Here is a 22,045-nt window from a genome sequence, read left to right as displayed (position 1 = left end):
CACCCCGCCACGTCTGTCACCATGGAGGCATGGGTCAGCCGGAAAGCCGGGAATCTCCGGGAGCAGAGCAGCTCGAGCTCCCTCCGGGGCAGCGGTTGCAGAGGGGTTGGCCCGTCACCCACTACGGTCCCGTGCCCAAGTTCAAGCCGGACCGCTGGGAGTTCCGCGTCTTCGGCGCGACCGCCGACGGCGAGAAGCACTGCTGGAACCACGAGGAGTTCGCGGCCCTGCCGTTCGAGTCGGTCGTGGCCGACCTGCACTGCGTCACCAAGTTCAGCATGACGGGCGCCGAATGGGGCGGCGTGCTGGCGCGTACCGTACTGGCCCTGGCCCCGCCGGCCCCGCAGGTCACGCACGTGATGGTGTGGGCCGAGTACGGCTTCAGCTCCAACATGAGGCTGGCCGACTTCGCCTCCGACCGGACCGTCTTCGCCACTCACATGGGTGGCGAACTGCTGACGGCCGAGCACGGCTTCCCGCTGCGGCTCGTGGTCCCGCACCTGTACGCGTGGAAGGGCCCCAAGTGGGTCCGCGGCGTGGAGTACATGACCGCCGACCGCCGGGGCTTCTGGGAGGAGCGCGGCTACCACAACATCGGCGACCCCTGGCGGGAGCAGCGCTACTCGTACCAGGAGGAACCGGGAGACGGCCCGGAGCTGTAGCTCACGGGCCGCCGCGGGTCTCGGGGCCGGTACCCCCTGGTGGTACCTCAGTGGTGGTACTGGTGGACGACGGCGTGGCCCTTGCCGCGGCCGATCATCCACTTGTTGACCGGGGTGGTCAGGACGAAGGCGACGGCGAGCGAGATCGCCAGCACCGTCCAGAAGAGCGGCTCCGACAGGTGGGCGTCCATGGCGCCGGGCCACAGGGCGATCACGCCGTTGTCGACCAGCTCCATGACCGCGATCGACAGGGTGTCCGCGGCCAGCGCCACCCGGATGGCCGAACGGAGGTCCACGCCGGCGGCGAGGATCCCGCGCAGGGTGAGCGCGTAGCCGAAGAAGAAGGCGAGGACGATCGCCAGGATCATCGTCGGGACGTTCCCCCAGCCCAGCGCGGTGCCGACGATCATGCCGAGCACCTCGCCGATGGCGCAGCCGGTGAGGCAGTGCAGGGTGGCCCGGGCGGCCATGGCCCAGCTGACCTTGCCGCCGTGGGCGTGGCCTGCGTGGCCTGCGTGGGCGTCGTGGCCCTGGTGTGCGTCGTGGGCGCCGTGGCCGGCGTGGTCCTGGTGCTCGGCTCCGTGGTGCTGCTGCTGGTGGTGTGCGTGGTGCTGGTGGTGCTCGTGGTTCTCGTGCTCCATGACAACCCCCGAAAGCCTGAGGGGAACGCCTGGTAGCGGTCCCGTCGGTACGACAGAACCGTATACCCCCCCAGGGTATTCCTCAACAGATCTTCAGGGGGTCAGTGGAGGTCGCGGAGCTCCTTCAGGAGCGCCACGTCGGCCGCGTGCCCCTCCTTGCCGCCCGGCGTCTCGATGATCAGCGGTACGCCGTCCATCTCCGGGTGCGAGAACAGCTCGGCGAAGGCCTCCCGGCCGATGTGGCCCTGTCCGATGTTGGCGTGCCGGTCCTTGTGCGCGCCGACGCCCTCCTTGGAGTCGTTCGCGTGGATCAGCTTCAGCCGGCCCGCGCCCACCGTCTCCACCAACAGGTCCAGCGTCTGCTTGGTACCGCCCGGCTCGGCCAGGTCGTGCCCGGCCGCGAAGATGTGGCAGGTGTCCAGGCAGATGCCGAGCTTCGGATGGTGGTCGAGCGCCTCGAAGTACGGGCCGAAGTCCCAGGTGCGCGAGCACAGCGAGGAGCCCTGCCCGGCCGTGGACTCCAGCAGCAGGAACGGGTCGTCGTCGTGCGTCAGCTCGTCCAGCAGCGGCAGCATGTGCTCCCTGACCTGCGCGTACGCCGCCTCGCGCGGGCGGCCCCCGGTGGCCGAGCCGGTGTGGACGACCACCCCGAGCGCACCGATCTCCCGGCCCCGGCGCAGCGAGTGGCGCAGGGACTCCACCGACTTCTCGACGGTCGCCTCGGTGTGCGAGCCGAAGTTGATCAGGTACGGGGCGTGCACGTACGCGGGGATCGACTCCTCGGCGCACTGGGTGCGGAACAGCTCGTCCTGCGCGGGGTTGCCGGTCGGGGTGGCCCAGCCGCGCGGGTTGGCGACGAAGACCTGCACGGCCTCCGCGCCCATCTCCCGGGCGTAGGTGAGGCCGACCGAGGCCAGCCCGCCGGCGACGGGGACGTGCCCGCCCACGGGATTGCGTGTCACTGGCTCTCAGAGTCCCTTGGTCTTGACGGTGATCGTGCTGCCCTCGGGCGCGCTCTGGCCGGCGGGCACCGACTGGGTGTCCACCGTGCTGCTGAAGGAGAGGAAGGGGCGGTCCACCTTCACCTTGAAGCCCAGGGCCTCCAGGGCCCTGCGGGCGGCGTCCACGTCCTGGCCGGTGACGTTCGGCACCTGCACCTGGCGAGGGCCCTTGGACAGGGTCAGCGTGACCGTGTCGCCCGCGGCGGCCGAGGTGCCCGCGGCAGCCGACTGGTTGGCCACCGTGCCGGCGGGGGAGGGGGAATTGACCTGGTCCGGGGCCGTCTCGACCTTCAGGCCGAGCGCTTCCAGCGCGGCCCGGGCCTGGTCCGCGGACTTGCCCGTCACGCTCGGGACCTGCACCGGCCGGCCCTTGCTGACGACGAGTGCGACCGCGGAGTCCGGGGCCCGCTTCTGGCCGCCCGCCGGGTCGGTGCTGATCACCGAGCCCTGGGCGACGTCCTGGCTGAAGGCCTGCGTGACGATGCCGGGGGCCAGCCCCGCCTTCGTCAGCTCCGCCTTGGCCTCCTCCAACGGCCTGCCCTTGAGGTCGGGCACGCTGACGACCTCGGGGCCCCGCGAGACGGTGAGGACGACCGCGTCGTTGCCGCGGATCTGCTTGCCGCCGCCGGGGCTGGTCGCCATGACCGTCCCGCGCTCGAAGGCCTCGCTGAACTTCCGGTCGATCTTCTTGACGCCCAGGCCGGCGGCCGAGAGCTCGTCGCGGGCCTGGGCCTCCGTCTTGCCGAGGAGGTTCGGAACCTTGGTGAACTGGCCGGAGTTGATGTACCAGACGCCGCCGCCGATACCGAGGACGAGCAGGACCGCGGCGATGACGAGGAGCACCCCGCGCCGCGGCCCCCGCCCCGCCGCCGGAGCGGGGGGCTGCTGCTCGGCGGCCTGCGGGCGCTCCAGGCGGGAGGTGTGGTGCACGGGCCCGCCCTGCCCCACGGGCCGGGGGATCACGCTGGTGCGGTCCTCGGTCGCGGACCGCTCCTGCGCCCGCGCCTGCGGCGGTACGGCGTCCAGCTCGGCCTCTCCCAGCCGCGCCCGGGCCTCCCGGGTCAGGCCGAGCAGAGCGGCGGCGTCGTACGGGCGCAGCTCGGGACTGCGGGCGGCGGCGTGCGCGACCAGCTCGTCGAGCGCGGCGGGCAGGCCGGGGACGGCGGCCGACGGGGGCGGAACGTCCTCGTTGAGGTGCTGGTACAGCACCTGGGCGGGGGTGCCGCCGGTGTGCGGCTTGGAGCCGGTGAGCATCTCGTACAGGACGACACCGCAGGCGTAGACGTCCACGCGGGTGTCGGTGATCCCGTCCTCGATCTGCTCGGGTGCGAGGTACGAGACGGTGCCGAGGACGGAGCCGGTGGTGTTGGTGGCCGAGTCGACGGAGCGTACGAGGCCGAAGTCGGCGACCTTGACGCTGCCGTCGTCGCCGATCAGGACGTTCTCGGGCTTCATGTCCCGGTGCACGAAACCGGCGCGGTGGGCGGTGCCGAGGGCGGCGAGGACCGGCTCCAGGATGTCGAGCGCGGCCCGCGGCTGCAGCGCGCCGCGCTCGCGCAGGACGTCGCGCAGGGTGCAGCCGGACACGTACTCCATCGCGAGGTAGGTGTACGGCCCGTCCGTCCCCTGGTCGAAGACGGCGACGACGTTGGGGTGCGCGAGGCGCGCCACGGACTTCGCCTCGCGGATGAAACGGTCGACGAAGGCGGCGTCGGCGGCCAGGTCCGGGTGCATGATCTTCAGCGCGAGGACCCGGTCGAGGCGGGTGTCGACGGCCCGGTAGACCGTCGCCATTCCGCCCGCCGCGATACGGGCGTCGACGCGGTAGCGGCCGTCGAGCACGCGCCCGACGAGGGGGTCATCCAGGGTCGTATCCACCCGGCGATTCTACGAGCCGGTGAGTTTGAGCCGTCCGGGGTGTCCACGCTTGCAGCGGAGCCGTGACATGGGCAGGTCGGGGCGGGTGCGTACGGGGCCTGCGGCGCGGGCTGGCTATCTCCCCCTCGAGGGGGAGGGGGCGGGCCGGTGGTTGCCCACCCGCCCCCGGGTGCGGGTGGGTGGGGTGGGGGGCGGTGTCCCCTGGGGCGGTCTCGCAGCTGGTTGGGGGGTTTCCCGTCAGTCCCATCGTCCTTCCGGTTCGTGCCGGCCTGTCAAGGGCGCTCCCTTCGGTCGCGTCACTTCGTGATCGCCTTCGGCGACCCTTGACAGCCCGTCCCGCCCCGGAAAGCCGAAAGACTGCCGGGAAGCCCCCAAAAGAACGGCACGGTCCAGAGGGGGAGGGACGGCCGTGTCAGCGATGAGCGACGGGGCCGGGGCTTGGCCGGCCGGGCATCCGGGCCCGTTGATCCCTGGTTCCGGGCCGGGGGCGCGACTACCCGCACGAGAGGTTGATCAGAGCGACCTGCGGAGCCCCCAGGCGCACCAGATCGCTACGCGCTTCGCATTTTTCGGCGTCCGGCGCCCGTCTTGGGCTGATACCCGCACCAGAGGACGAACAGAGCAGCCCAGGATGCGCATGGGCGCGTCAGATCGCTACGCGCTCCTCTGATCTCGGCGGCTGACGGCCGTCTGGTGCTGATCAGACCGGCAGGACGATCAGGGCTGTTCGCCCATGGCTGCGCGGAGCCAGTCCAGGGTGCCTTGGGCGAGGAGTTCGTCGGCGAGGCGCTGGGCGGATTCGGTGGTGAGGCGCCCGCGGCTGTTGTCGATCCAGCGCTGCGCGTTCGCGTAGCCCTGCGCCTTGTACTCGATGATCCCGATCCGAGCCCCTTCAGACACGTCATGGGGCGCTAGCAGCCGATCATTCCGGGGGCTGGCTGTACCTCTCCAGCGTCGCCTTGGTCGTGGATCGGTCCACCAGCCGCAGTTCCCAAGGACCGGTGTTCACGTCGAAGTCCTTGCCGAAACCGACCCATTTGCCGGCCATGCGTCGTCCGGTCGGCTCGACCAGGAGTTGGATGGCGCCGTGGTAGCGGGCCCCGTTGTAGTAGCCGTCTGCAGCGGTCTGCTCGACCCAGGTACCCGTGACCACGTTGCGGTCGACGGTGAGGTCGAGGGTGAGCGGGCTGTCCGGGTTGCTGCTCGCCCCTGGCAGGCTCTGAGCAGTCAGCCGGTTCCCGTGCTGGACGATCACTACGTAGTGCTTGCCCTCGTACGAGGCGTCCCGGCTCGAAGAGAAGAACTCGTAGCGGCTCAGCCAAACCCCCGAGAACGTCTCCTCACCCGTCTGCACGCCTGCAGGGGCGGGTGCAACACCAGTTGTTGTTCCGGCCTCCATGTCATGTCCTCCCTTCCCGTCTGGGTGAACTCGTGCCATGGGAACCGGCAGCGAGAACCCCAAGGCCTCGACCGGACGGCCAGTGACCCGTTCCAAGGCCCTCGCGTACACACCCCGAGGCGTCTTGCTCGTACCGGACTCCCAGCGCTGCACCAGCCGCTTGGAAGCCTCGTTCGGCTCCCCCAGTTCCACACCTGCCCGACGGAGCGCCTTGGCGAAGTCGTCCTGACTTAACCGCAGGCCGATACGCACGGCCCGCAGCACATCGTTCGGCACCACGGCGGTCGTCGTCATGAAGTCCAAGCTAGACCGAACCGCCTTGGAGTGACACCGGTTTGACGCCTTCGTGGGTGTCATTGACACCCCAGCGAGTGACGCCCGAGAGACGCCCGAAGCGTCGTCGCTCTGCCCGGCCGGCAGCGGGAACATCAATCCACCAACCGGATCGGGCAGCGGAAGGCGAACGATGAGCATGACCACGAGGGTGTCCCACGACTCCGGCCAGACGTTCGACTCTGAGGTGATCTACCCCAGCAGCACGGCCGAGAAGCCGTTGACCCCCATGGACTCTGCTGCCTGGCCCCCCCTGCGAGTGCCCCCGATGCTTCTCACAGACCAGGAAGGCACAGACGTGACGATCACCGACACGGCCAGGACCGTATACGACCTCCTCACCCCGCAACTGCGCACCGACCTCATCACCATGGTCCGCGAGGACTCCTGGCCGGAGATGACCGACGGCCAGGGCGAGCGCGGAGTCGATCAGATGGCGGCCTTCCTCGCCATCGCCGCGAACACCACGGAGAAGGCGACCCCGAGCCTGCGAGTCGACCTGTTCTGGCACGCGTTCGTGCTCCACACCAAGCCCTACGCCGACTTCTGCGAAGCACTCTCCGGCCGGTTCATCCACCACGTCCCGGACCGCAACAGCGGCCACAACCCGACCGAAGGCCGCAAAGCGATGCGGCGGACGGCCGACATGATCCGCGAAGGCGGCTTCGACACCGACCCCGAGTTCTGGCCTGCCGACAATGCGGCTGACTGCACCCAGTCCTACGCCGGCTGCAGCGACAGCCCCGTGCAGCAGTAACGCCGCACTGCCTCAGCCGCCCGGTATCGGGCCGGGCGGCTGTCGCCATGGACGAGAACGGACACACGATGACTGACGCTCGTAGCACCGCGTGGGACACCTACTCGCAGAGCAAGCCCCAAAGGCGGCAGACCAACGCCAGGGGCGAGACCACATGGTTCAACTGGACCCAGTACCCGGACCACGGTCCCGGGGCCGGCGTGCTCAACCTCAACGCCGGAGACACTGCACTTGACCTCGGCTGCGGGTCTGCAGGAAACACCGCACACCTCGCGACGCTCGGTATGAAGGCCGTAGGAGTCGACCTCTCCGCCCGGCAACTCGACAAGGCCCATCAGCGATGGGCGGGCGTGGAGGGCATGGAACTCCACCAGGCCGACGCCCTCACCTACCTCGGCGGCACGTTCACGATCTTCGATGCGATCTACAGCGTGTTCGGTGCCGCCTGGTTCACCGACCCCGGCCACCTGCTGCCGATCGTCCACGCCAACCTCAAACCCGGTGGAGTCTTCGCCTTCTCCCAGCGCCCACCGGTCGAAGGCTGCTACGGCTGTCAGGCGTCATACATCCCGCGCGGGCCCGAAGAAGACCCCGCCGTCGTCAAGCGTTGGGACTTCGAACCCGATGTGTGGACTCTGATCCTCAAGGAACACGGTTACACCGACGTGTCAGCCTCCGTGCTTGCCCCGCCCTCGGGTAGCCGGCGCACGGGCACCCTGGTCGTCCGAGGCGTCCAGGGAGGCTAGAAACCCGACAGTCGTGGCTGGACCCAAGACAGCTGCTGCCCGCCGAGATCAGAGGAGCGCGTAGCGATCTGACGCGCCCATGCGCATCCTGGGCTGCTCTGTTCGTCCTCTGGTGCGGGTATCAGCCCAAGACGGGCGCCGGACGCCGAAAAATGCGAAGCGCGTAGCGATCTGGTGCGCCTGGGTGCACCGCAGGCCGCTCTGATCAACCTCTCGTGCGCATAGCGCGCCCCCGGCGCGGAACCAGGGATCAACGGGCCCGGATGCCCGGCCGGCCGACGCCCGGCCCCGTCGCTCATCGCTGACACGGCCGCCCCTCCCTCTCTGGACCGTGCCGTTCTTTTGGGGGCTTCCCGGCAGTCTTTCGGCTTTCCGGGGCGGGACGGGCTGTCAAGGGTCGCCGAAGGCGATCACGAAGTGACGCGACCGAAGGGAGCGCCCTTGACAGGCCGGCACGAACCGGAAGGACGATGGGACTGACGGGAAACCCCCAAACCGGCTGTGAGACCGCCCGAGGGGATCCGCCCCCCACCCCACCCACCCGCACCCGGGGGCGGGTGGGCAACCACCGGCCCGCCCCCTCCCCCTCGAGGGGGAGATAGCGGGCCCGCGCCGCGAGCTGCGTACGCATGCGCCCCGCGCCGCAGGTCAGAACGCCGGACGCTCCGGGTCCAGGGCTGCGCGGCCCTCCGTCGGGGAGGAGGCTTCGGCGAAGCGGCGTTGGGGGATGCGGCCCGCGCGGTGGGCCAGGCGGCCCGCCGAGACGGCGTCCCGCATCGCCGCCGCCATCAGGACCGGCTGCTGCGCACGCGTCACCGCCGAGGCGAGCATGACCGCCGCGCAGCCCAGTTCCATGGCCAGGGCGACGTCCGACGCGGTCCCCGCGCCGGCGTCGAGGATGACCGGGACCCCGGCGCGTTCGACGATCAGCTCGAAGTTGTGCGGGTTGCGGATGCCCATGCCCGAGCCGATCGGCGAGCCCAGCGGCATGATCGCCGCGCAGCCCACGTCCTCCAGCTTCCGGGCGAGCACCGGGTCGTCGTTGGTGTACGGGAGGACGGTGAAGCCCTCGTCGACCAGGACCTCCGCGGCGTCCAGCAGCTCGACGCCGTCGGGCAGCAGGGTGCGCTCGTCCGCGACGACCTCCAGCTTGATCCAGTCCGTGCCCAGCGCCTCCCGTGCCAGCCGGGCCGTGAGGACGGCCTCGCCGGCGGTGAAGCAGCCCGCCGTGTTGGGGAGCACGGCGATGTCCAGCTTGGACAGGACGGACAGGACCGACCCCTGGACGGTGGGGTCCAGGCGGCGCATGGCCACCGTGGTCAGCTCGGTGCCGGAGGCGGTCAGGGCGCGTTCGAGGATGTCCAGGCTCGGGGCCCCGCCCGTGCCCATGATCAGCCGGGAGGAGAAGGTCCGGCCGCCCAGGGTGAAGACGTCGTCAGCCATGGGTTCAGCCTCCCTGGACCGCGGTGAGGATCTCGATCCGGTCGCCCTCGTCCACCGGCGTCGCCGGCCACTGCCCGCGCGGTACGACGGTCTCGTTGAGGGCGGCGGCCACGCCGGAGGGGGCGGTGGTGAGGGCGGCGACCACCGCGTCGAGGGTGGTGCCGGCCGCGACCTCGCGCGGCTCGCCGTTGACGGAGATGGTCATGCGTAGGACTCCTGACGCGTGGAGGAGAAGCGGCGCGGGGTGAAGGGGCGGGCGATCTCCGGCACGGTGCCGGTGGTGAGCAGCTCCGCCATCACGTCGCCGGTGAGCGGGGTCAGCAGCACCCCGTTCCGGTAGTGCCCGGTGGCCAGGTGCAGGCCGGGGAGGTCGGTGGGGCCGAGCAGCGGCGCGTTGTCGGGGGAGCCGGGGCGCAGGCCGGCCCGGGTCTCGACGAGCGGGAGCTCGGTGATGCCGGGCACCAGCTCGTGGGCGTCGCGCAGCAGCTCGTACACGCCGCCCGCGGTGACGGTGGTGTCCCAGCCGAGTTCCTCGCTGGTGGCTCCGACGACGAGTTCGCCGTTCTCGCGCGGCACCAGGTAGACGTGGCTGCCGCGCACGACGGCCCGTACCGTCCGGGACAGGAACGGCGCGTACGCGGGCGGTACGGCGAGGCGCAGCACCTGCCCCTTCACGGGCCGTACGGGCGGCAGGGCCTCGGGGGGTACGCCGGCCAGCCGGCCGCTGAGCGAGCCCGCGGCCAGTACCACCTGGTCGGCGCGCAGCTCCGTGCCGTCGTCGAGCAGGGCGCCGGCGGCGCGGTCGGCGGTGACGAGGAGCCGCTCGGCGCGCGCCCGGTGGACGGTGACCCCGGTGCGTTCGCAGGCGGCCAGCAGGGCGGCGGCGAGCCGGCGGGGGTCCACCTGGTGGTCCCCGTCGACGCGGAGCCCACCGCGGACCCCGGGGGCGAGCATCGGCTCCAGGCGGCGGCACTCGCGGCCGGTGAGCCACTCGGACTCCAGGCCGCAGCGGCGCTGGAGGGCGTGGAGTTCCCGCAGGTGGAGGCGGTCGTCGGCGTCGAGGGCGACGGCGAGGGTGCCGCAGGCACGGTAGCCGAGGTCCATGCCGCCGCTGGCTTCGGTGAGCTCGGCGGCGAACTCGGGGTAGCGGGCGGCGGAGGCGACGTTGAGGCCGAGCAGGGTCTCCTCGCCGTAGTGCAGCTCGGTGACGGCGGCCAGCATGCCGGCGGCGACCCGGGCGGCGCCGCCCCCGGGGTCGGGGTCGGCCAGTGCGGTGCGCAGCCCGTGCCGGGCCGCCCGCCAGGCCGTGACCAGGCCGATGATGCCGCCCCCGATGACGAGGACGTCGGGTCCCTTGTCGGATCCCTTCCGAGATGAGTGCATGGGCGTCCAGCCCCTCCCTTCGCCGGCATGACCCGGATCAGGTTCGTACGGTCGGAGGCCGGCCAGCCTCCCTCTCAGCCCGGTGCGCCCGGACTCCCGCGATAGGTACGGTGGCCAGACTAACCGTTCCTAATCAGTGAGCAGGAGTGAGTCTTGGACCCATTCCTGGTCGCTGCGGACATCCCGAACGGTTTTGGGTGTCCTGGTCGCCCGCGTTCGCTCCACGTCCGATGACACACATCGTGTGCGTGGTCCGGGGATGCGGGGGCGGGGTTCCTCACGCCCGAGGGTGCCCGTTCGGGCCTGGACGGTCCGATGCCCACGACGATCGCTCTGGTCGTCGTGGGGCGGTGCCGTTCGTCGCCGGATCGGGTGCCCTTGGGCGCGTCTGCCGATCGCGATGCTCGCCGCATCGTGACCGGTGGTCTTGCGCGTCTTGCTTGTGAGGGGCTTCTGCCAGTGCTGAGCCCCCCACTTGGAGGTGTAGGCCGGGTCCACGGCGATAACCGTGATGCCTGTCTGGTCGGCCATCGAGGAAAGGCGGGCCCGCAGCTTCCCGGTGGGCATGCCGGAGATCAACTGCCGGAAACGCTTCTTGCGGCCGTGCTTCTCGCGGGTTTTCTCCGCGACGAAGTCCAGGTCCTCGACGGCGATCGCGGCGACGCCGCAGCGTTTGGCCCAGTGCAGCAGCCGGGTCAGGGCGTGCCGGACCTGGGCGTCCCGATGATCCGCTGACCCGCTGAGGTCGTAGAAGAAGCGGTGCGGCAGCCCGATGGGATCGCCGTGGGTGTCCAGGCGCCAGGCGGCGAGGTGGTCGGCGTTGGTGTCGACACCGATCACCCCGTGCGCGAGGGCGGCCTCGAGCGAAATGGTCTTCGCAGGCGGGTGTTGCCAGGAGGCGGTCAGATACCATCGGCCCCGGCCGGTGTCCCAGTGGATGCGGTAGGCGACGGCCCGGTTGGCTTCCACACGGTCGGCCCACTCCGCACCCCGGTGCGCGAACGCGACACGGCAGGCCAGGACGTACCGGCCATGCCCGGCATTGGCCAGACCTGCGAGCGGGGCCGGCAGCTTGATGCTCACCTCGCCGTCGGGCGTCACCCGGATCGTTTCGTTGCCGAACCTCTTGCCCGACTCTCCGTCCGCCTGGAGGAACCATCGGCCGGCTTCCCACCGTCGGCGCCATTCGGCCTCGGTGAGCTGGGCGGCATCGAGGTGGTGCCGGGCGTCCAGCAGGCGCTTGCCGCCCCGCACGATCCGGACCCGACCGGCCTCGCGGTCGGCCCGCGCACGGGCCAGCCGGTCTTCCAGCACGTGCAGGCGGCGGGTCTTGGCGAACCACTCCCGCCGGGTGCGGTATCCACCCGGAGCACGCTTGCCGCCCTTCTCCCCAACCGGGAGCGACAGGCGGTGGGTGATCGTCTTGATCCCGGCTTCCAGGTTCTGGATGTGTGCCGTCTGGCCGCGCCTGGCCAGAGCCCACTGGTCGTGCGTCGCCTTGGTGAGTGACCCCGCCCACCGCGACGACGATACGGCAGTGAGCTCCCGCTTGCGGGCCGCCCACGTGTCCGTGGAGTGATCCAGCCCGTCGGCACACCGCGCCTTGAGGTCACGTGATGCCAGGGTGCCGAGGTGCGCGCCCGTCAGGCGCAGCACCTCCTCGTCCCGCGCGGTGAGGTTCTTCAGCCGGGTCCGCACCGCGACACCAGCCGGTCCGAGCGCGACGAACGGCGCCGACAATTGCCGCAGCCCGCCCACCCCGCACCCCCTCAGCCGCCGAGGACCGTCCCCGATGCTCAACGACCACCACCCGCGAAGGTCACCCACTCGATTCAAGAACTCCCGTTCCAACCCTGCCGTCGACCACCTCGCATCGACGAGACACTCGCTCACGCACGCCAAAACACACTCACACCTGGTCGACGAACGGCAGTTCCAGCCCCGTGGCCGGAGCCGGGTAAGGCTGCCTCCCCGGCGCCCGCGCGACGATCTCGCCGCCCGCTGATCCTGACGGGCCGTCAGTTCACTAGGGTGGGCGCGTGAGTGAGCAGACGGAACAGACGAACGCCGGTGTCGTGATCGTGGGCGCCGGAATGGCCGGTGTGCAGACCGCCGTGGCCCTGCGGGAACAGGGCTACGAGGGCCCCGTGACACTGCTGGGTGCCGAACCCCACCAGCCCTACGACCGGCCCCCGCTCTCCAAGGCGGTGCTCCTCGGCAAGGCCGAGGACTCCGCGTTCGAGGTGGACTTCGAGGGCCTGCGCATCGACCTGCGCCTCGGCATCGAGGTCACCGGGCTGCGGGACGGGGCCCGCGAGGTCGACACCGAGGCCGGTCCGGTCCGGTACGAGGTCCTCGTGCTGGCCACCGGAGCCGTGCCGCTGACCCTGCCCGGCACCGAGGGGGTCCCGGGAGTCCACCTGCTGCGCACCCTCGACGACGCCGCCCGGCTGCGCCCGGTGCTGGCCACCGCCCCCGAGGCCGTCGTGGTCGGGGCGGGCTGGATCGGCGCCGAGTTCGCCACCGCGGCCCGCGAGGCCGGCTGCGCCGTCACGGTGGTCGAGGCGGCGGACCGGGTGCTGGCGGGGGCCCTGCCCGCCGAGGTCGCCGAGCCGATGGCCCGGTGGTACGCCGAGGCCGGCGCGACCCTGCTCACCGGCGCGAAGGTGGCCGGGATCGAGGAGGGCCGGGTCCTGCTGGCGGACGGCCGGGAGCTGCCCGCCGGGGCCGTCGTCGTCGGCATCGGCGCCCGGCCCGCCACCGACTGGCTCGCCGGTACCGGGGTCGAGCTCGGCGCCGACGGCTCCGTCACCGCGGACGCGTACCTGCGCACCTCGCTCCCCGGGGTGTACGCGGTCGGCGACTGCTCCTCCTTCCCGTCGGCCCGCTACGGGGCGCGGCTGCTGGTCCACCACTGGGACAACGCCCTCCAGGGCCCCCGGGCCGTCGCGGCGAACATCCTGGCCGGGGAGCCGGTCCAGGTCTACGACCCCGTGCCGTACTTCTGGTCCGAGCAGTTCGGCCGCTTCGTCCAGTACGCGGGCCACCACGGCGGGGCCGACACCCTGGTGTGGCGCGGCGACCCGGCGGGCCCCACCTGGTCGGTGTGCTGGCTGCGCGGGGGCGCGCTGGCCGCCGTGCTGGCCGTGGGCCGCCCACGGGACCTGGCGCAGGGCCGCAAGCTGATCGAGACCGGCGCGCCCGTGGACCCGGCCAAGGTCGCGGACCCGGCCGTTCCGCTGAAGGCGGCCCTGGCCTGACGCCCCCCGGGGCCGGCCGGGCACCGCCGTCCGGCCCCGTCCGGGCCCGCCGCCAGGCCCCGTCCGGCCCCGCACGCCGCCCCGTCCGGCCCCGAGTACTGCCCCGTCCGGCCCCCGGCCCGCCCCCGGACGGACGGGGTCGGGTACCGGCGGCCCGCCCGAGGTGGCAGGCTTGTGCCCGTGACCGAGATTGACGCAAAGATCGACGCCCTTGTCCCCTCCTGGCTGTACCTCCCCGACATCGCGGAGATGCTCGACATCGAGGTGACCCGGGTCCGCCAGATGGTCAAGGAAGGGCAGCTGATCGCCGTACGGCGGGGCGAGAACCGCGCCCTGCAGGTTCCGGCGCAGTTCATCGACGGCGACAAGGTCGTCAAGGGCCTCGTCGGACTGCTGACCGTACTGCGAGACGACCGCTTCTCCGACGAGGAGATGCTGGAGTGGCTCTTCACCGAGGACGCGAGCCTGCCCGGCACCCCCGTGCAGGCGCTGCGGGAGAACCGCGGCACGGAGGTGAAGCGCCGCGCCCAGGCGCTCGCCCTCTGACCGGCTGATCCACGGATGCGGCGGGCCGGGTAACCTCGGCCCGCCCGCACACCGTCACCACCAGGGGGGTACTCCCATGCAGCAGCTGTCCGACGCCCGGCTCTACCTGTGCACGGACGCACGCAAGCGGCAGGGCGACCTCCCCGAGTTCCTGGACGCCGTCCTGGCCGGCGGCGTCGACATCGTCCAGCTCCGCGACAAGGGCATGGAGGCGGGCGAGGAGCTCGAACACCTCCAGGTCTTCGCCGAGGCCGCCCGCCACCACGGCAAGCTCCTCGCCGTCAACGACCGCGCCGACGTCGCGCACGCCATCGGCTCCGACGTCCTGCACCTCGGCCAGGGGGACATTCCCGTCCCCGCCGCCCGCGCCATCCTCGGCGACCGGGTCCTGATCGGCCGCTCCTGCCACGCAGAGTCCGAGGTGGAAGCCGCCGTCGCCGAGCCCGGAGTGGACTACTTCTGCACCGGCCCCTGCTGGCCCACCCCCACCAAGCCCGGCCGCCACGCCCCCGGACTCGACCTCGTCCGGTACACGGCGGCCCTCGCCCAGGACCGCCCGTGGTTCGCCATCGGCGGCATCGACGGCGGCAATCTGGACGAGGTCCTGGACGCCGGCGCCACCCGCGTCGTGGTCGTCCGTGCCATAACCGAGGCCTCCGACCCCGGTGCCGCCGCCGCCGAACTCGCCAAGAGGGTCCGCGCCCGTCTCGGCTGACGGCACAGGGGTGTCCAAAAATCTGTCCATCTTGTGGACAGCGCTTCGGTGTCCGCCGGGGCGCGTCTAACCTGCCGGTATGGCCCTTGGTACCGCTTCCACCTGGGCGGACCGTGCACACACGGTCCGCGACCTCCTCGCGTCCGGAGCCTCGTACTCCTTCGAGTTCTGGGCTCCCAAGACCGAGAAGGGCGAGCGCAACCTCTGGAACGCCCTCCGCCGGATCGAGGCGGTCTCCCCGAGCTTCGTCTCCGTCACGTACGGGGCCGGCGGCTCCACCCGGGGCGGCACCGTACGCGCCACCCAGCAGATCGCCTCCGACACCACCCTGACGCCCGTCGCGCACCTGACCGCGGTGGACCACTCCGTCGCCGAGCTGCGCCACGTCATCGGCCAGTTCGCCGACGCCGGCATCCGCAACATGCTCGCGCTGCGCGGCGACCCGCCGGGCGACCCCATGGGCCCCTGGGTCAAGCACCCCGAGGGCGTCGACTACGCGGCCGACCTGGTGCGCCTGCTCAAGGAGTCCGGCGATTTCTGCGTCGGCGTCGCCGCCTTCCCCGAGATGCACCCGCGCTCGGAGGACTGGGACACGGACATCCGGCACTTCGTGGACAAGTGCCGCGCCGGTGCGGACTACGCCATCACCCAGATGTTCTTCGATCCCGAGAATTATCTGCGGCTGCGCGACGGCGTCGCCAAGGCGGGCTGTGAAACCCCGATCATCCCCGAGGTCATGCCTGTTGTGGGCATCAAGCAGCTCGACCGGCTGCCGCAACTGAGCACCGCGGTCTTCCCCGACGCAGTCAAAGAACGCATGCTCGCCGTCAAGGACGATCCGGCCGCTGTACGCTCCATTGGCATCGAGTTCGCCACGGAGTTCTGCGCGAGGCTGCTGTCCGAGGGTGTTCCGGGACTGCACTTCATCACGCTGAACAATTCCACGGCGACCCTCGAAATCTACGAGAACCTGGGCCTGCACCAGCGGGCCTGACCGGCCGTCCTCTCCTTCCCGCGCGGGCGGCCGTACCGAGAGGGGCCTTGCATGGGAATGACGGTCCTCTACATCGCGTTCGGCATCGTCGCGTTGTGGCTGCTTGCCGAGGTCCTGATGCAGTACAAGGCCCGGCTGCGCTGGCGCCTGCTCGCCTTCACCGGCTTCGTCGGGGTGGTGGCCGGGGTGATATTGCCGTCAGTGCTCGTGATCGCCGCCGGCGCGACCGCGTTCGCCGTCGGCCAGACCCTCGTCACGCTGTCCTTCCGCAAGGGCTTCGTGGCCGGCTGGGCACTGCGCCGGGGCGGGCGGCCCGCACCGGGCGAGGCACAGAGCAGACGCCGCCGCTCCGGGGGCGCACCGGCCCCGGAGCCCGCGCTGGAGGTCACCGGCCTGGAGTACGCCGACCAGGACCAGGGCCCCGGCGGCGACACCGGGTCCCAGGGTGCGGTGTTCACCCCGCAGCCGGTGCCCGAGGAGACCGGTTCGTACGGGATACAGAGCTTCGTCCCCCAGCCGCAGCAGCCCCAGCAGCCCGGCGCCGAGCCCCCCTTCGCCTCGCCGTTCACCACGGCCGAGCAGGACGCCCACCAGTACGCGGCCTACTACGACCAGCAGCAGGGCCAGGGCGGCTACTACCCCGGGGGCGAGCAGCAGGTCTACGCCGCCTACTCGGACCCGTACATCGGCACCGGCGGCGAGGTCTCCCCGGCCCCGCCCTACGACGGCACGGCCTACCCGCCCTACGCCGACCCGGCCCACCAGCAGTACTCCATGGACACCCCGCCCGGCGGGGTCTGGGTCCCGCAGCAGCGCGCCACCGACGCCGCCCCGCAGCAGCCCTACCCGGAGCAGGACCCGCAGCAGCCGCAGGAGTACCCGTACCAGTACCCCGGCAACGGCAACGGGGAGTACGGCGGCCAGTACCGCCACTGACGGGGCCCGGCGGGCCGGGGCTCACTGCGAGCCCCGGAACTCCGCCCCCTCCACGATCAGCCCGGCCACCAGGGCCCCCGTCATCCCGGCGTGCGCGAGCCCGCCGCCGGGATGCGCCCAGCCGCCCGCGAGGTACAGCCCGGGCAGGGCCGTCGCGTTCGCCGGGTACAGCATCCGGCCGCCGTCCCCCGGCAGCGCGGGCGCCGGCACCGAGCCGCCGCACGCGCCCGTGGCCGCCTCCACGTCCTCCGGGGTGCGCACCTCCTGCCACAGCAGCCGCTTGCGCAGCCCGGGGACGGCCCGTGCGGCGAGGTCCAGCAGCTTCTCCGGGTCCGGGACCGGCGCACCGCCCGCGGGGCCGCACACGGCGCTCACGGTGACCGCCTCGTGGTCCGCGTCGGGCCGGGTGGCGGGGTCGTCCGGGCGCAGCACCGTGACCAGCCGGACGCCGGCGGTGCCGGGGGAGTGCACCAGCGTGCGGTGGACGGCGTCCGCCGGGCGGGGGCCGTTCAGGGCCAGCAGCAGGGTCAGCCGCCCGGGCACCTCGCCGCCCTGGGCCGGTACGCCGCCGCGCGGCCGGGGCACGGAGGCGCCCGGCAGCTGCCTCGGGTCGATGCCGCAGACGACGTGGTCGGCGGCGGCCTCGGTGCCGTCGGCCAGCCGCACCCCGGCCGCCCTGCCGTCGTGGGTCAGCACCGAGCGGACGTCGGCGCCGAAGACGAACTCCACCTTCCGCTCCCGGCAGCGCTCGTACACCGCGGTGGCCAGCTCGCGCATGCCGCCGCGGACGTACCAGCTGCCGAAGGTCTGCTCCATGTACGGCAGCGCGGCCGCGGCGGCGGGCGCCGCGTCGGGGTCCAGCCCGTACGCCAGGACCCGGCCGGCCAGCAGCTCGCCGAGCCCGCCGCCGAGCTCGCGCCGGGCCACCTCGGCCAGGGTCGGCGGACGGCGGCGCAGCAGGCCGCTGCCGCGCAGCGCCGGGTACGGGTCGCGGCCCAGTACCTGCCAGTCGGCGCGCAGCGGCTCCTCCAGCAGGGGGCGGCGGGTGGCGTCCCAGGTGTCGCGGGCCCGGCCCAGCAGGGCGTTCCAGCGTTCGCCCGCGCCCGGGCCGAAGGCCTCGTCGAGGGCGGTGGCGACCCCGCCCCGGGACGCGCCCGGGAGGGTGACGGCGGCGCCGTCCAGGACGTGCCGGACCGCGGGGTCCAGCTGGACCATGTCGACGCAGTCCTCCAGCGGCCGCTTGCCGGTCTTCACGAACAGGTCGCGGTAGACGGCGGGCAGGTGCAGCAGCCCGGGCCCGGTGTCGAAGGCGAAGCCGTCGCGCTCGTACCGGCCGACGGCACCCCCGTACGTGGTGCCGCGCTCGTACACCGTCACCTGGTGGCCCGCCACGGCCAGCCGGGCCGCCGTCGCCATCGCGCCCATCCCGGCGCCGATCACCGCAATTCTTGCCATGGCGCCGAGCCTATCGAGCGAGGCCGGCGGGTCAGCCGGGCGGTGCCCCGCCGGCGGCGCGGGCACCCCCGATCCGCTTCTCCTCGCGGCGCAGGGCCCGCCGCCGCCGGAAGCGGCGGATCCGGCTCCAGAGATAGACCACCATGGCCAGGCCGATGAGCAGCAGCACGGCCGCGATCACCGCGGCCGCCTGAGGGTTGAACATGGCGAAGGTGACGATGCCGCCCACGCCGAGGTCCTCGGCGGTGCTCAGCACGATGTTGCTGAACGGCTCCGGGGAGGCGTTGACCGCCATCCGGGTACCGGCCTTGACGAAATGGCTGGCCAGCGCGGTGGAACCGCCGACCGCCCCGGCGGCGAGGTCGGAGAGCGAGCCGCTCTGCCCGGCCAGGAGGGCGCCGACCACCGCTCCGGAGACGGGCCGGATCACGGTGTGGACGGTGTCCCACAAGGAGTCCACGTACGGGATCTTGTCCGCCACGGCCTCGCACAGGAACAGCACGGCGGCGGCGATCAGGACGTCGGTGCGCTGGAGCGAGGCGGGGACATCGTCGGACAGGCCGGTCGCGCCGAAGACGCCGAGCAGCAGGACCACGGCGTAGGCGTTGATCCCGCTGGCCCAGCCACTGGTGAAGACCAGGGGGAGGACACTCATCTGATCAGCATGCCGCAGCGCGGGCCATCGGGCGGGCGGAAACGGTGAGGGGACGGCCGCGATCGCGCAGCCGTCCCCTCACCGACGGAGTGTGTGCGGGGCTACTGCCCCTGTTCGTCACGGCGGCGCTGCCACCGTTCCTCGATACGGGTCATCATCGACCGACGCTGCCGGTTGCGGCCACGGGCCGAACCGCCTGCACTTCCGGAGACGGGCTGCTCGCCAGGCCTGGGTGCCTTGCGCCAACCGGTGACCACGAGGACCGTACAGGCCAGCATGACGAGGAATCCCACCACGCTGATCCAGAGCACTTCCTGCCAGATCACACCAGTCATGAGGAGCGCGATACCCACCACAATGCCTACGACTGCCTGGTAGACCCGTCGCCGGGTGTACGTGCGCAGTCCACTGCCCTCAAGCGCTGTCGCGAACTTGGGGTCTTCGGCGTACAGCGCTCGCTCCATCTGCTCGAGCATTCGCTGCTCGTGCTCCGAGAGCGGCACGGGAGTCCTCCTCATCCGTCGGTCGCGGGGGGTAGCGACCAGGGGTCCCCTTCAGGATAGGCGGGGAATCGCCCCCGTGATACCCGCCCTCTACGCCACATTCTGCAAACCACCGTGCCAGGCAAATCCAGCGAGCCGGACCCGGTGCCGAACGAACGGGTGCTTCGAACGTACCGGCGTCAAGGCGGTCATTGAGGCGCTTATTCCCCAATGAGCAGTCCGCCATGCCGACCGGTGCACCCGATCATACGGGTCGGCGCGCCGGAAGGTAGGGGATCCGCCGGAAGCCCGCCGGAGCAAGCCCGCAGATCAGGCGGGCTTCTCACCCAGGACGTGCAGCTGCGTGGCCACCGCGTGGAAGGCGGGCAGCTCGGCGGCGGCCTCCTCCAGACGCAGCAGCGCCTCCACCGCGCCGGGTTCGGTGTCCACGAGCACCCCGGGAACCAGGTCGGCGAAGATGCGCACGCCGTGGACCGCGCCGACCTCCAGGCCGGCGTCCCCGACCAGCGCGCCCAGCTGCTCGGCGGTGAAGCGGCGCGGCACCGGGTCGCCGGAGCCCCAGCGCCCGGCCGGGTCGGTGAGGGCGGTACGGGCCTCGGTGAAGTGGCCGGCGAGCGCCCGCGCCAGCACGGCCCCGCCGACGCCGGCGCCGAGCAGGCTGAGGATGCCGCCGGGGCGCAGGGCGGCGACGGCGTTGGCCACGCCCTCGGCCGGGTCGTCCACGTACTCCAGCACGCCGTGGCAGAGCACCACGTCGTACGCGTCCCGCTCGACGACGTCCAGCAGGCCCTGGGCGTCGCCCTGGACCCCGCGCACCAGATCGGCGACGCCGGCCTCGGCGACCCGGCGCTCCAGCCCGAACAGCGCGTTCGGGCTGGGGTCGACCACGGTCACGCGGTGGCCCAGCCGGGCCACCGGCACGGCGAACTTGCCGGTGCCGCCGCCGGTGTCCAGAACCTCCAGCGCCGCCCGCCCGGTCGCCTTCACCCGGCGGTCGAGGGCCTCCTTGAGGACCTCCCACACCACGGCGGTGCGGAGGGAGGCGCGGGGGCGGGAAGTGTCCGACACGGCTGATGGCTCCTCGGCGCGTAAAGGGTGGGGCGGTGCGTGCCCCACCCTATTGCCTCAGCCGACCGGCCAGCTCATCCGGCGTCCGGACGCTCCGGGCGAGGCTGCGGCAGGGCCTGCGCCACGGGCTGCAGCGCGAGCATCCGCTCCACCAGCCGCAGGAACATCCTCACCTCCCGTACGAGGTCGTCCGCGTCCCGGCCGCTCGCCGCGTCCGGTATCCCCGCCTCGGCCCGGGCCCGGCGGGCCGCACCCGAGGCGAACAGCGCGCTCCACTCGGTCAGCTCCGGCGCTATCTCCGGCAGCACCTCCCACGCGCTGCGGATCCGGGGCCGCCGCCGGGGGTTCACCGGTTCGGGCCGCCCGCGCGCGGCGAGCACGGCCGCGGCGGTGCGCAGCGCCGCCAGGTGGGCGGTGGCGTACCGCTCGTTGGGCCGGGGCAGCAGGGCCGCCTCGGCCAGGCCACTGTGGGCCTTGGCGAGCAGGTCGAGGGCGGCCGGCGGTGCGGACGTCCTGCGCGGGACGGGGTGGACAGGGGACGGGGACGGTGTGGCCATGACGAACCTCCTGTCGTTGCGTGGTGCTCGGCGTGCTGCCGGTGTCTGCGTTCGTGTGTCCATCGTGACGGCCGCCACTGACAATCGCGCTGACCTGCATGTTTCCCCGAAGGGTCCCTGCCCCGATCCCTCCCCGGTCCGTCCCCCGATCCCTCGCCGAGCCCGCCCCGGTCCCGTCGGGATCCCGCCAAAGGCCCCCGTCGCGCACCTCCCCGGGCCCGAACCTGCTAGTTTTTGAACTGACCGGTCAGTTCAAAAGGAGGGAGAGGGGCGTGGACAGCCCGCACGGCGCCGCCGTCAAGGCCGAGGGCTTCGGACTCAAGGGCCCGCGCGGCTGGGTGTTCCGCGGCGTGGGGATCGACGCGGCCCCCGGATCGCTCATCGCCCTCGAAGGCCCTTCCGGCAGCGGCCGGACCTGCCTGCTCCTCGCCCTCACCGGGCGGATGAAGGCCACCGAAGGGCACGCCGAGATCGGCCGCCACCGGCTCCCGAAGAAGATGGCCGCGGTCCGCCGGATCGCCGCCCTCGGCCCGGTCCCCGGGGTCAACGACCTCGACCAGGCCCTCACCGTCGCCGAGCAGCTCCGCGAGGGAGCCATGCTCCAGCGGCGCTACGACGCCCCCCTGCGGACCCTGCTGCGCCCGCGCGGCGACCGCCGTGCCACCGCCCGGGCCCGGATCGCGGAGGCCCTGGCCGCCGTAGGACTGGACCCCGCCACCCTGCCCAAGGGCGAGCGGACCTCCGTACGCGACCTGGAACGGCTGGAGGCCGTACGGCTGTCCGTGGCCATCGCCCTGCTGGGCGGCCCCCGGCTGCTGGCCCTCGACGACCTCGACCTCAAGCTCTCGGACGCCGAACGCGTCGAGGCCTGGGCCCTGCTCCGCTCGGTCGCCGACCGCGGGACGACCGTCCTCGCGGTGTGCAGCGAGGCCCCGGAAGGCGTGACGGTGCTGCGCACCGGCGCGGCCGCCCCCGCGGAGCAGCGGACCGGCAAGCACACGGGGAAGGCCGTGCCCGGGCGGCCCGCCGCGGCGGGCACCGACGGTCCGAAGATCACCTGGGGCCTGCCCCCGGGCAACGACACGGACCCCGCCGCCGAGGCCGGCACCGGCG

Annotated in this window: 22 protein-coding genes, 1 pseudogene and 1 riboswitch; of the genes and pseudogenes, 9 read left to right on the top strand and 14 right to left on the bottom strand. The window is 72.4% G+C overall.

The window, feature by feature from the left end:
• Positions 1-29: 29 nt before the first annotated feature.
• Positions 30-662 (top strand): sulfite oxidase-like oxidoreductase, encoded by a 633-nt coding sequence (locus ACZ518_RS13965; RefSeq protein WP_469113263.1) that lies wholly within the window; start codon positions 30-32, stop codon positions 660-662.
• Positions 663-709: 47 nt separating this feature from the next.
• Here the strand turns inward: ACZ518_RS13965 and ACZ518_RS13960 are convergent, their stop codons facing one another.
• The 5 genes and pseudogenes from ACZ518_RS13960 to ACZ518_RS13940 form a co-directional block, all read right to left on the bottom strand.
• Positions 710-1,303: a DUF4396 domain-containing protein gene (locus ACZ518_RS13960; protein ID WP_469113262.1), complete on the bottom strand. Its 594-nt coding sequence runs from the start codon at positions 1,301-1,303 to the stop codon at positions 710-712.
• Between the two features lie 101 nt (positions 1,304-1,404).
• On the bottom strand, positions 1,405-2,265 hold the full coding sequence (locus ACZ518_RS13955) for a deoxyribonuclease IV (RefSeq protein WP_469113261.1): 861 nt from the start codon (positions 2,263-2,265) through the stop codon (positions 1,405-1,407).
• Positions 2,266-2,271: 6 nt separating this feature from the next.
• The gene (pknB, locus tag ACZ518_RS13950; RefSeq protein WP_469113260.1) at positions 2,272-4,182 is read right to left on the bottom strand and encodes a Stk1 family PASTA domain-containing Ser/Thr kinase; all 1,911 of its coding nucleotides are present in this window, start codon (positions 4,180-4,182) and stop codon (positions 2,272-2,274) included.
• Positions 4,183-4,899: 717 nt separating this feature from the next.
• Positions 4,900-5,055: pseudogene (locus ACZ518_RS13945) on the bottom strand (HD domain-containing protein); the annotation flags it as partial.
• Positions 5,056-5,104: 49 nt separating this feature from the next.
• A complete protein-coding gene (locus tag ACZ518_RS13940; protein WP_469113259.1) occupies positions 5,105-5,875 on the bottom strand; it encodes a helix-turn-helix domain-containing protein in 771 nt (256 codons plus the stop codon).
• Between the two features lie 337 nt (positions 5,876-6,212).
• Here ACZ518_RS13940 and ACZ518_RS13935 point away from each other — a divergent pair, with 337 nt between their 5' ends.
• Positions 6,213-6,671, top strand: coding sequence for a glycine-rich domain-containing protein (locus tag ACZ518_RS13935; protein ID WP_469113258.1), 459 nt, complete (start codon positions 6,213-6,215; stop codon positions 6,669-6,671).
• Between the two features lie 68 nt (positions 6,672-6,739).
• Positions 6,740-7,417 carry a class I SAM-dependent methyltransferase gene (locus ACZ518_RS13930; RefSeq protein WP_469113257.1) on the top strand — a complete coding sequence of 226 codons (678 nt, stop codon included), beginning with the start codon at positions 6,740-6,742 and terminating at the stop codon, positions 7,415-7,417.
• 648 nt (positions 7,418-8,065) lie between these two features.
• Here the strand turns inward: ACZ518_RS13930 and ACZ518_RS13925 are convergent.
• The 4 genes from ACZ518_RS13925 to ACZ518_RS13910 all read right to left on the bottom strand — a co-directional run bounded on the left by ACZ518_RS13925 (position 8,066) and on the right by ACZ518_RS13910 (position 12,001).
• Positions 8,066-8,860, bottom strand: coding sequence for a thiazole synthase (locus ACZ518_RS13925; protein WP_469113256.1), 795 nt, complete (start codon positions 8,858-8,860; stop codon positions 8,066-8,068).
• Between the two features lie 4 nt (positions 8,861-8,864).
• Positions 8,865-9,065: a sulfur carrier protein ThiS gene (gene thiS / locus ACZ518_RS13920; RefSeq protein ID WP_469113255.1), complete on the bottom strand. Its 201-nt coding sequence runs from the start codon at positions 9,063-9,065 to the stop codon at positions 8,865-8,867.
• Positions 9,062-10,243, bottom strand: coding sequence for a glycine oxidase ThiO (thiO, locus tag ACZ518_RS13915; protein ID WP_469113254.1), 1,182 nt, complete (start codon positions 10,241-10,243; stop codon positions 9,062-9,064). The genes thiS and thiO overlap by 4 nt, the downstream gene beginning before the upstream one ends.
• A riboswitch (TPP riboswitch) is annotated at positions 10,241-10,353 on the bottom strand. It overlaps the preceding gene by 3 nt.
• 19 nt (positions 10,354-10,372) lie before the next feature.
• The gene (locus ACZ518_RS13910; RefSeq protein WP_469113253.1) at positions 10,373-12,001 is read right to left on the bottom strand and encodes an IS200/IS605 family accessory protein TnpB-related protein; all 1,629 of its coding nucleotides are present in this window, start codon (positions 11,999-12,001) and stop codon (positions 10,373-10,375) included.
• A gap of 281 nt (positions 12,002-12,282) precedes the next feature.
• Here ACZ518_RS13910 and ACZ518_RS13905 point away from each other — a divergent pair, with 281 nt between their 5' ends.
• The 5 genes from ACZ518_RS13905 (at position 12,283) to ACZ518_RS13885 (ending at position 16,694) form a co-directional block, all read left to right on the top strand.
• Entirely contained in the window at positions 12,283-13,503 is a 1,221-nt protein-coding gene (locus tag ACZ518_RS13905) for an NAD(P)/FAD-dependent oxidoreductase (protein ID WP_469113252.1), read from the top strand.
• Positions 13,504-13,683: 180 nt separating this feature from the next.
• The gene (locus ACZ518_RS13900) at positions 13,684-14,049 is read left to right on the top strand and encodes an Rv2175c family DNA-binding protein (protein WP_362468403.1); all 366 of its coding nucleotides are present in this window, start codon (positions 13,684-13,686) and stop codon (positions 14,047-14,049) included.
• A 76-nt stretch (positions 14,050-14,125) separates the two neighbouring features.
• Positions 14,126-14,764: a thiamine phosphate synthase gene (gene thiE / locus ACZ518_RS13895; RefSeq protein ID WP_469113251.1), complete on the top strand. Its 639-nt coding sequence runs from the start codon at positions 14,126-14,128 to the stop codon at positions 14,762-14,764.
• 79 nt (positions 14,765-14,843) lie between these two features.
• Entirely contained in the window at positions 14,844-15,758 is a 915-nt protein-coding gene (metF, locus tag ACZ518_RS13890) for a methylenetetrahydrofolate reductase [NAD(P)H] (protein ID WP_469113250.1), read from the top strand.
• A gap of 51 nt (positions 15,759-15,809) precedes the next feature.
• A complete protein-coding gene (locus ACZ518_RS13885) occupies positions 15,810-16,694 on the top strand; it encodes a hypothetical protein (RefSeq protein WP_469113249.1) in 885 nt (294 codons plus the stop codon).
• A 21-nt stretch (positions 16,695-16,715) separates the two neighbouring features.
• Here the strand turns inward: ACZ518_RS13885 and ACZ518_RS13880 are convergent, their stop codons facing one another.
• The 5 genes from ACZ518_RS13880 to ACZ518_RS13860 all read right to left on the bottom strand — a co-directional run bounded on the left by ACZ518_RS13880 (position 16,716) and on the right by ACZ518_RS13860 (position 20,932).
• On the bottom strand, positions 16,716-18,149 hold the full coding sequence (locus tag ACZ518_RS13880; RefSeq protein WP_469113248.1) for a phytoene desaturase family protein: 1,434 nt from the start codon (positions 18,147-18,149) through the stop codon (positions 16,716-16,718).
• Positions 18,150-18,180: 31 nt separating this feature from the next.
• Positions 18,181-18,804 carry a DUF4126 domain-containing protein gene (locus tag ACZ518_RS13875; protein WP_469113247.1) on the bottom strand — a complete coding sequence of 208 codons (624 nt, stop codon included), beginning with the start codon at positions 18,802-18,804 and terminating at the stop codon, positions 18,181-18,183.
• A 101-nt stretch (positions 18,805-18,905) separates the two neighbouring features.
• Positions 18,906-19,307, bottom strand: a complete 402-nt coding sequence (locus tag ACZ518_RS13870; RefSeq protein WP_469113246.1) for a DUF3040 domain-containing protein — start codon at positions 19,305-19,307, stop codon at positions 18,906-18,908.
• Positions 19,308-19,616: 309 nt separating this feature from the next.
• Positions 19,617-20,375 carry a methyltransferase gene (locus tag ACZ518_RS13865; protein WP_469113245.1) on the bottom strand — a complete coding sequence of 253 codons (759 nt, stop codon included), beginning with the start codon at positions 20,373-20,375 and terminating at the stop codon, positions 19,617-19,619.
• Positions 20,376-20,449: 74 nt separating this feature from the next.
• Positions 20,450-20,932 carry an SAV_6107 family HEPN domain-containing protein gene (locus tag ACZ518_RS13860; RefSeq protein ID WP_469113244.1) on the bottom strand — a complete coding sequence of 161 codons (483 nt, stop codon included), beginning with the start codon at positions 20,930-20,932 and terminating at the stop codon, positions 20,450-20,452.
• 272 nt (positions 20,933-21,204) lie between these two features.
• Between ACZ518_RS13860 and ACZ518_RS13855 the strand changes: the two genes are divergently transcribed.
• A partial coding sequence (locus tag ACZ518_RS13855) for an ATP-binding cassette domain-containing protein (protein WP_469113243.1) occupies positions 21,205-22,045 on the top strand: 841 nt, incomplete at its 3' end.

The organism is Streptomyces sp. NPDC033966, assembly GCF_055575955.1.
The sequence above is the reverse complement of the archived record's forward strand: the minus strand, read 5'-3'. Positions and strand labels throughout refer to the sequence as shown.

Bases quoted from the DNA above. Each gene is read 5' to 3' on its own strand.
- ACZ518_RS13880 (WP_469113248.1), bottom strand. From the start codon at position 18,149: ATGGCAAGAATTGCGGTGATCGGCGCCGGGATGGGCGCGATGGCGACG.
- thiS (WP_469113255.1), bottom strand. From the start codon at position 9,065: ATGACCATCTCCGTCAACGGCGAGCCGCGCGAGGTCGCGGCCGGCACC.
- ACZ518_RS13940 (WP_469113259.1), bottom strand. From the start codon at position 5,875: ATGACGACGACCGCCGTGGTGCCGAACGATGTGCTGCGGGCCGTGCGT.
- metF (WP_469113250.1), top strand. From the start codon at position 14,844: ATGGCCCTTGGTACCGCTTCCACCTGGGCGGACCGTGCACACACGGTC.
- ACZ518_RS13965 (WP_469113263.1), top strand. From the start codon at position 30: ATGGGTCAGCCGGAAAGCCGGGAATCTCCGGGAGCAGAGCAGCTCGAG.
- ACZ518_RS13930 (WP_469113257.1), top strand. From the start codon at position 6,740: ATGACTGACGCTCGTAGCACCGCGTGGGACACCTACTCGCAGAGCAAG.
- thiE (WP_469113251.1), top strand. From the start codon at position 14,126: ATGCAGCAGCTGTCCGACGCCCGGCTCTACCTGTGCACGGACGCACGC.
- ACZ518_RS13860 (WP_469113244.1), bottom strand. From the start codon at position 20,932: ATGGCCACACCGTCCCCGTCCCCTGTCCACCCCGTCCCGCGCAGGACG.
- ACZ518_RS13875 (WP_469113247.1), bottom strand. From the start codon at position 18,804: ATGAGTGTCCTCCCCCTGGTCTTCACCAGTGGCTGGGCCAGCGGGATC.
- ACZ518_RS13925 (WP_469113256.1), bottom strand. From the start codon at position 8,860: ATGGCTGACGACGTCTTCACCCTGGGCGGCCGGACCTTCTCCTCCCGG.
- ACZ518_RS13960 (WP_469113262.1), bottom strand. From the start codon at position 1,303: ATGGAGCACGAGAACCACGAGCACCACCAGCACCACGCACACCACCAG.
- ACZ518_RS13885 (WP_469113249.1), top strand. From the start codon at position 15,810: ATGGGAATGACGGTCCTCTACATCGCGTTCGGCATCGTCGCGTTGTGG.
- thiO (WP_469113254.1), bottom strand. From the start codon at position 10,243: ATGCACTCATCTCGGAAGGGATCCGACAAGGGACCCGACGTCCTCGTC.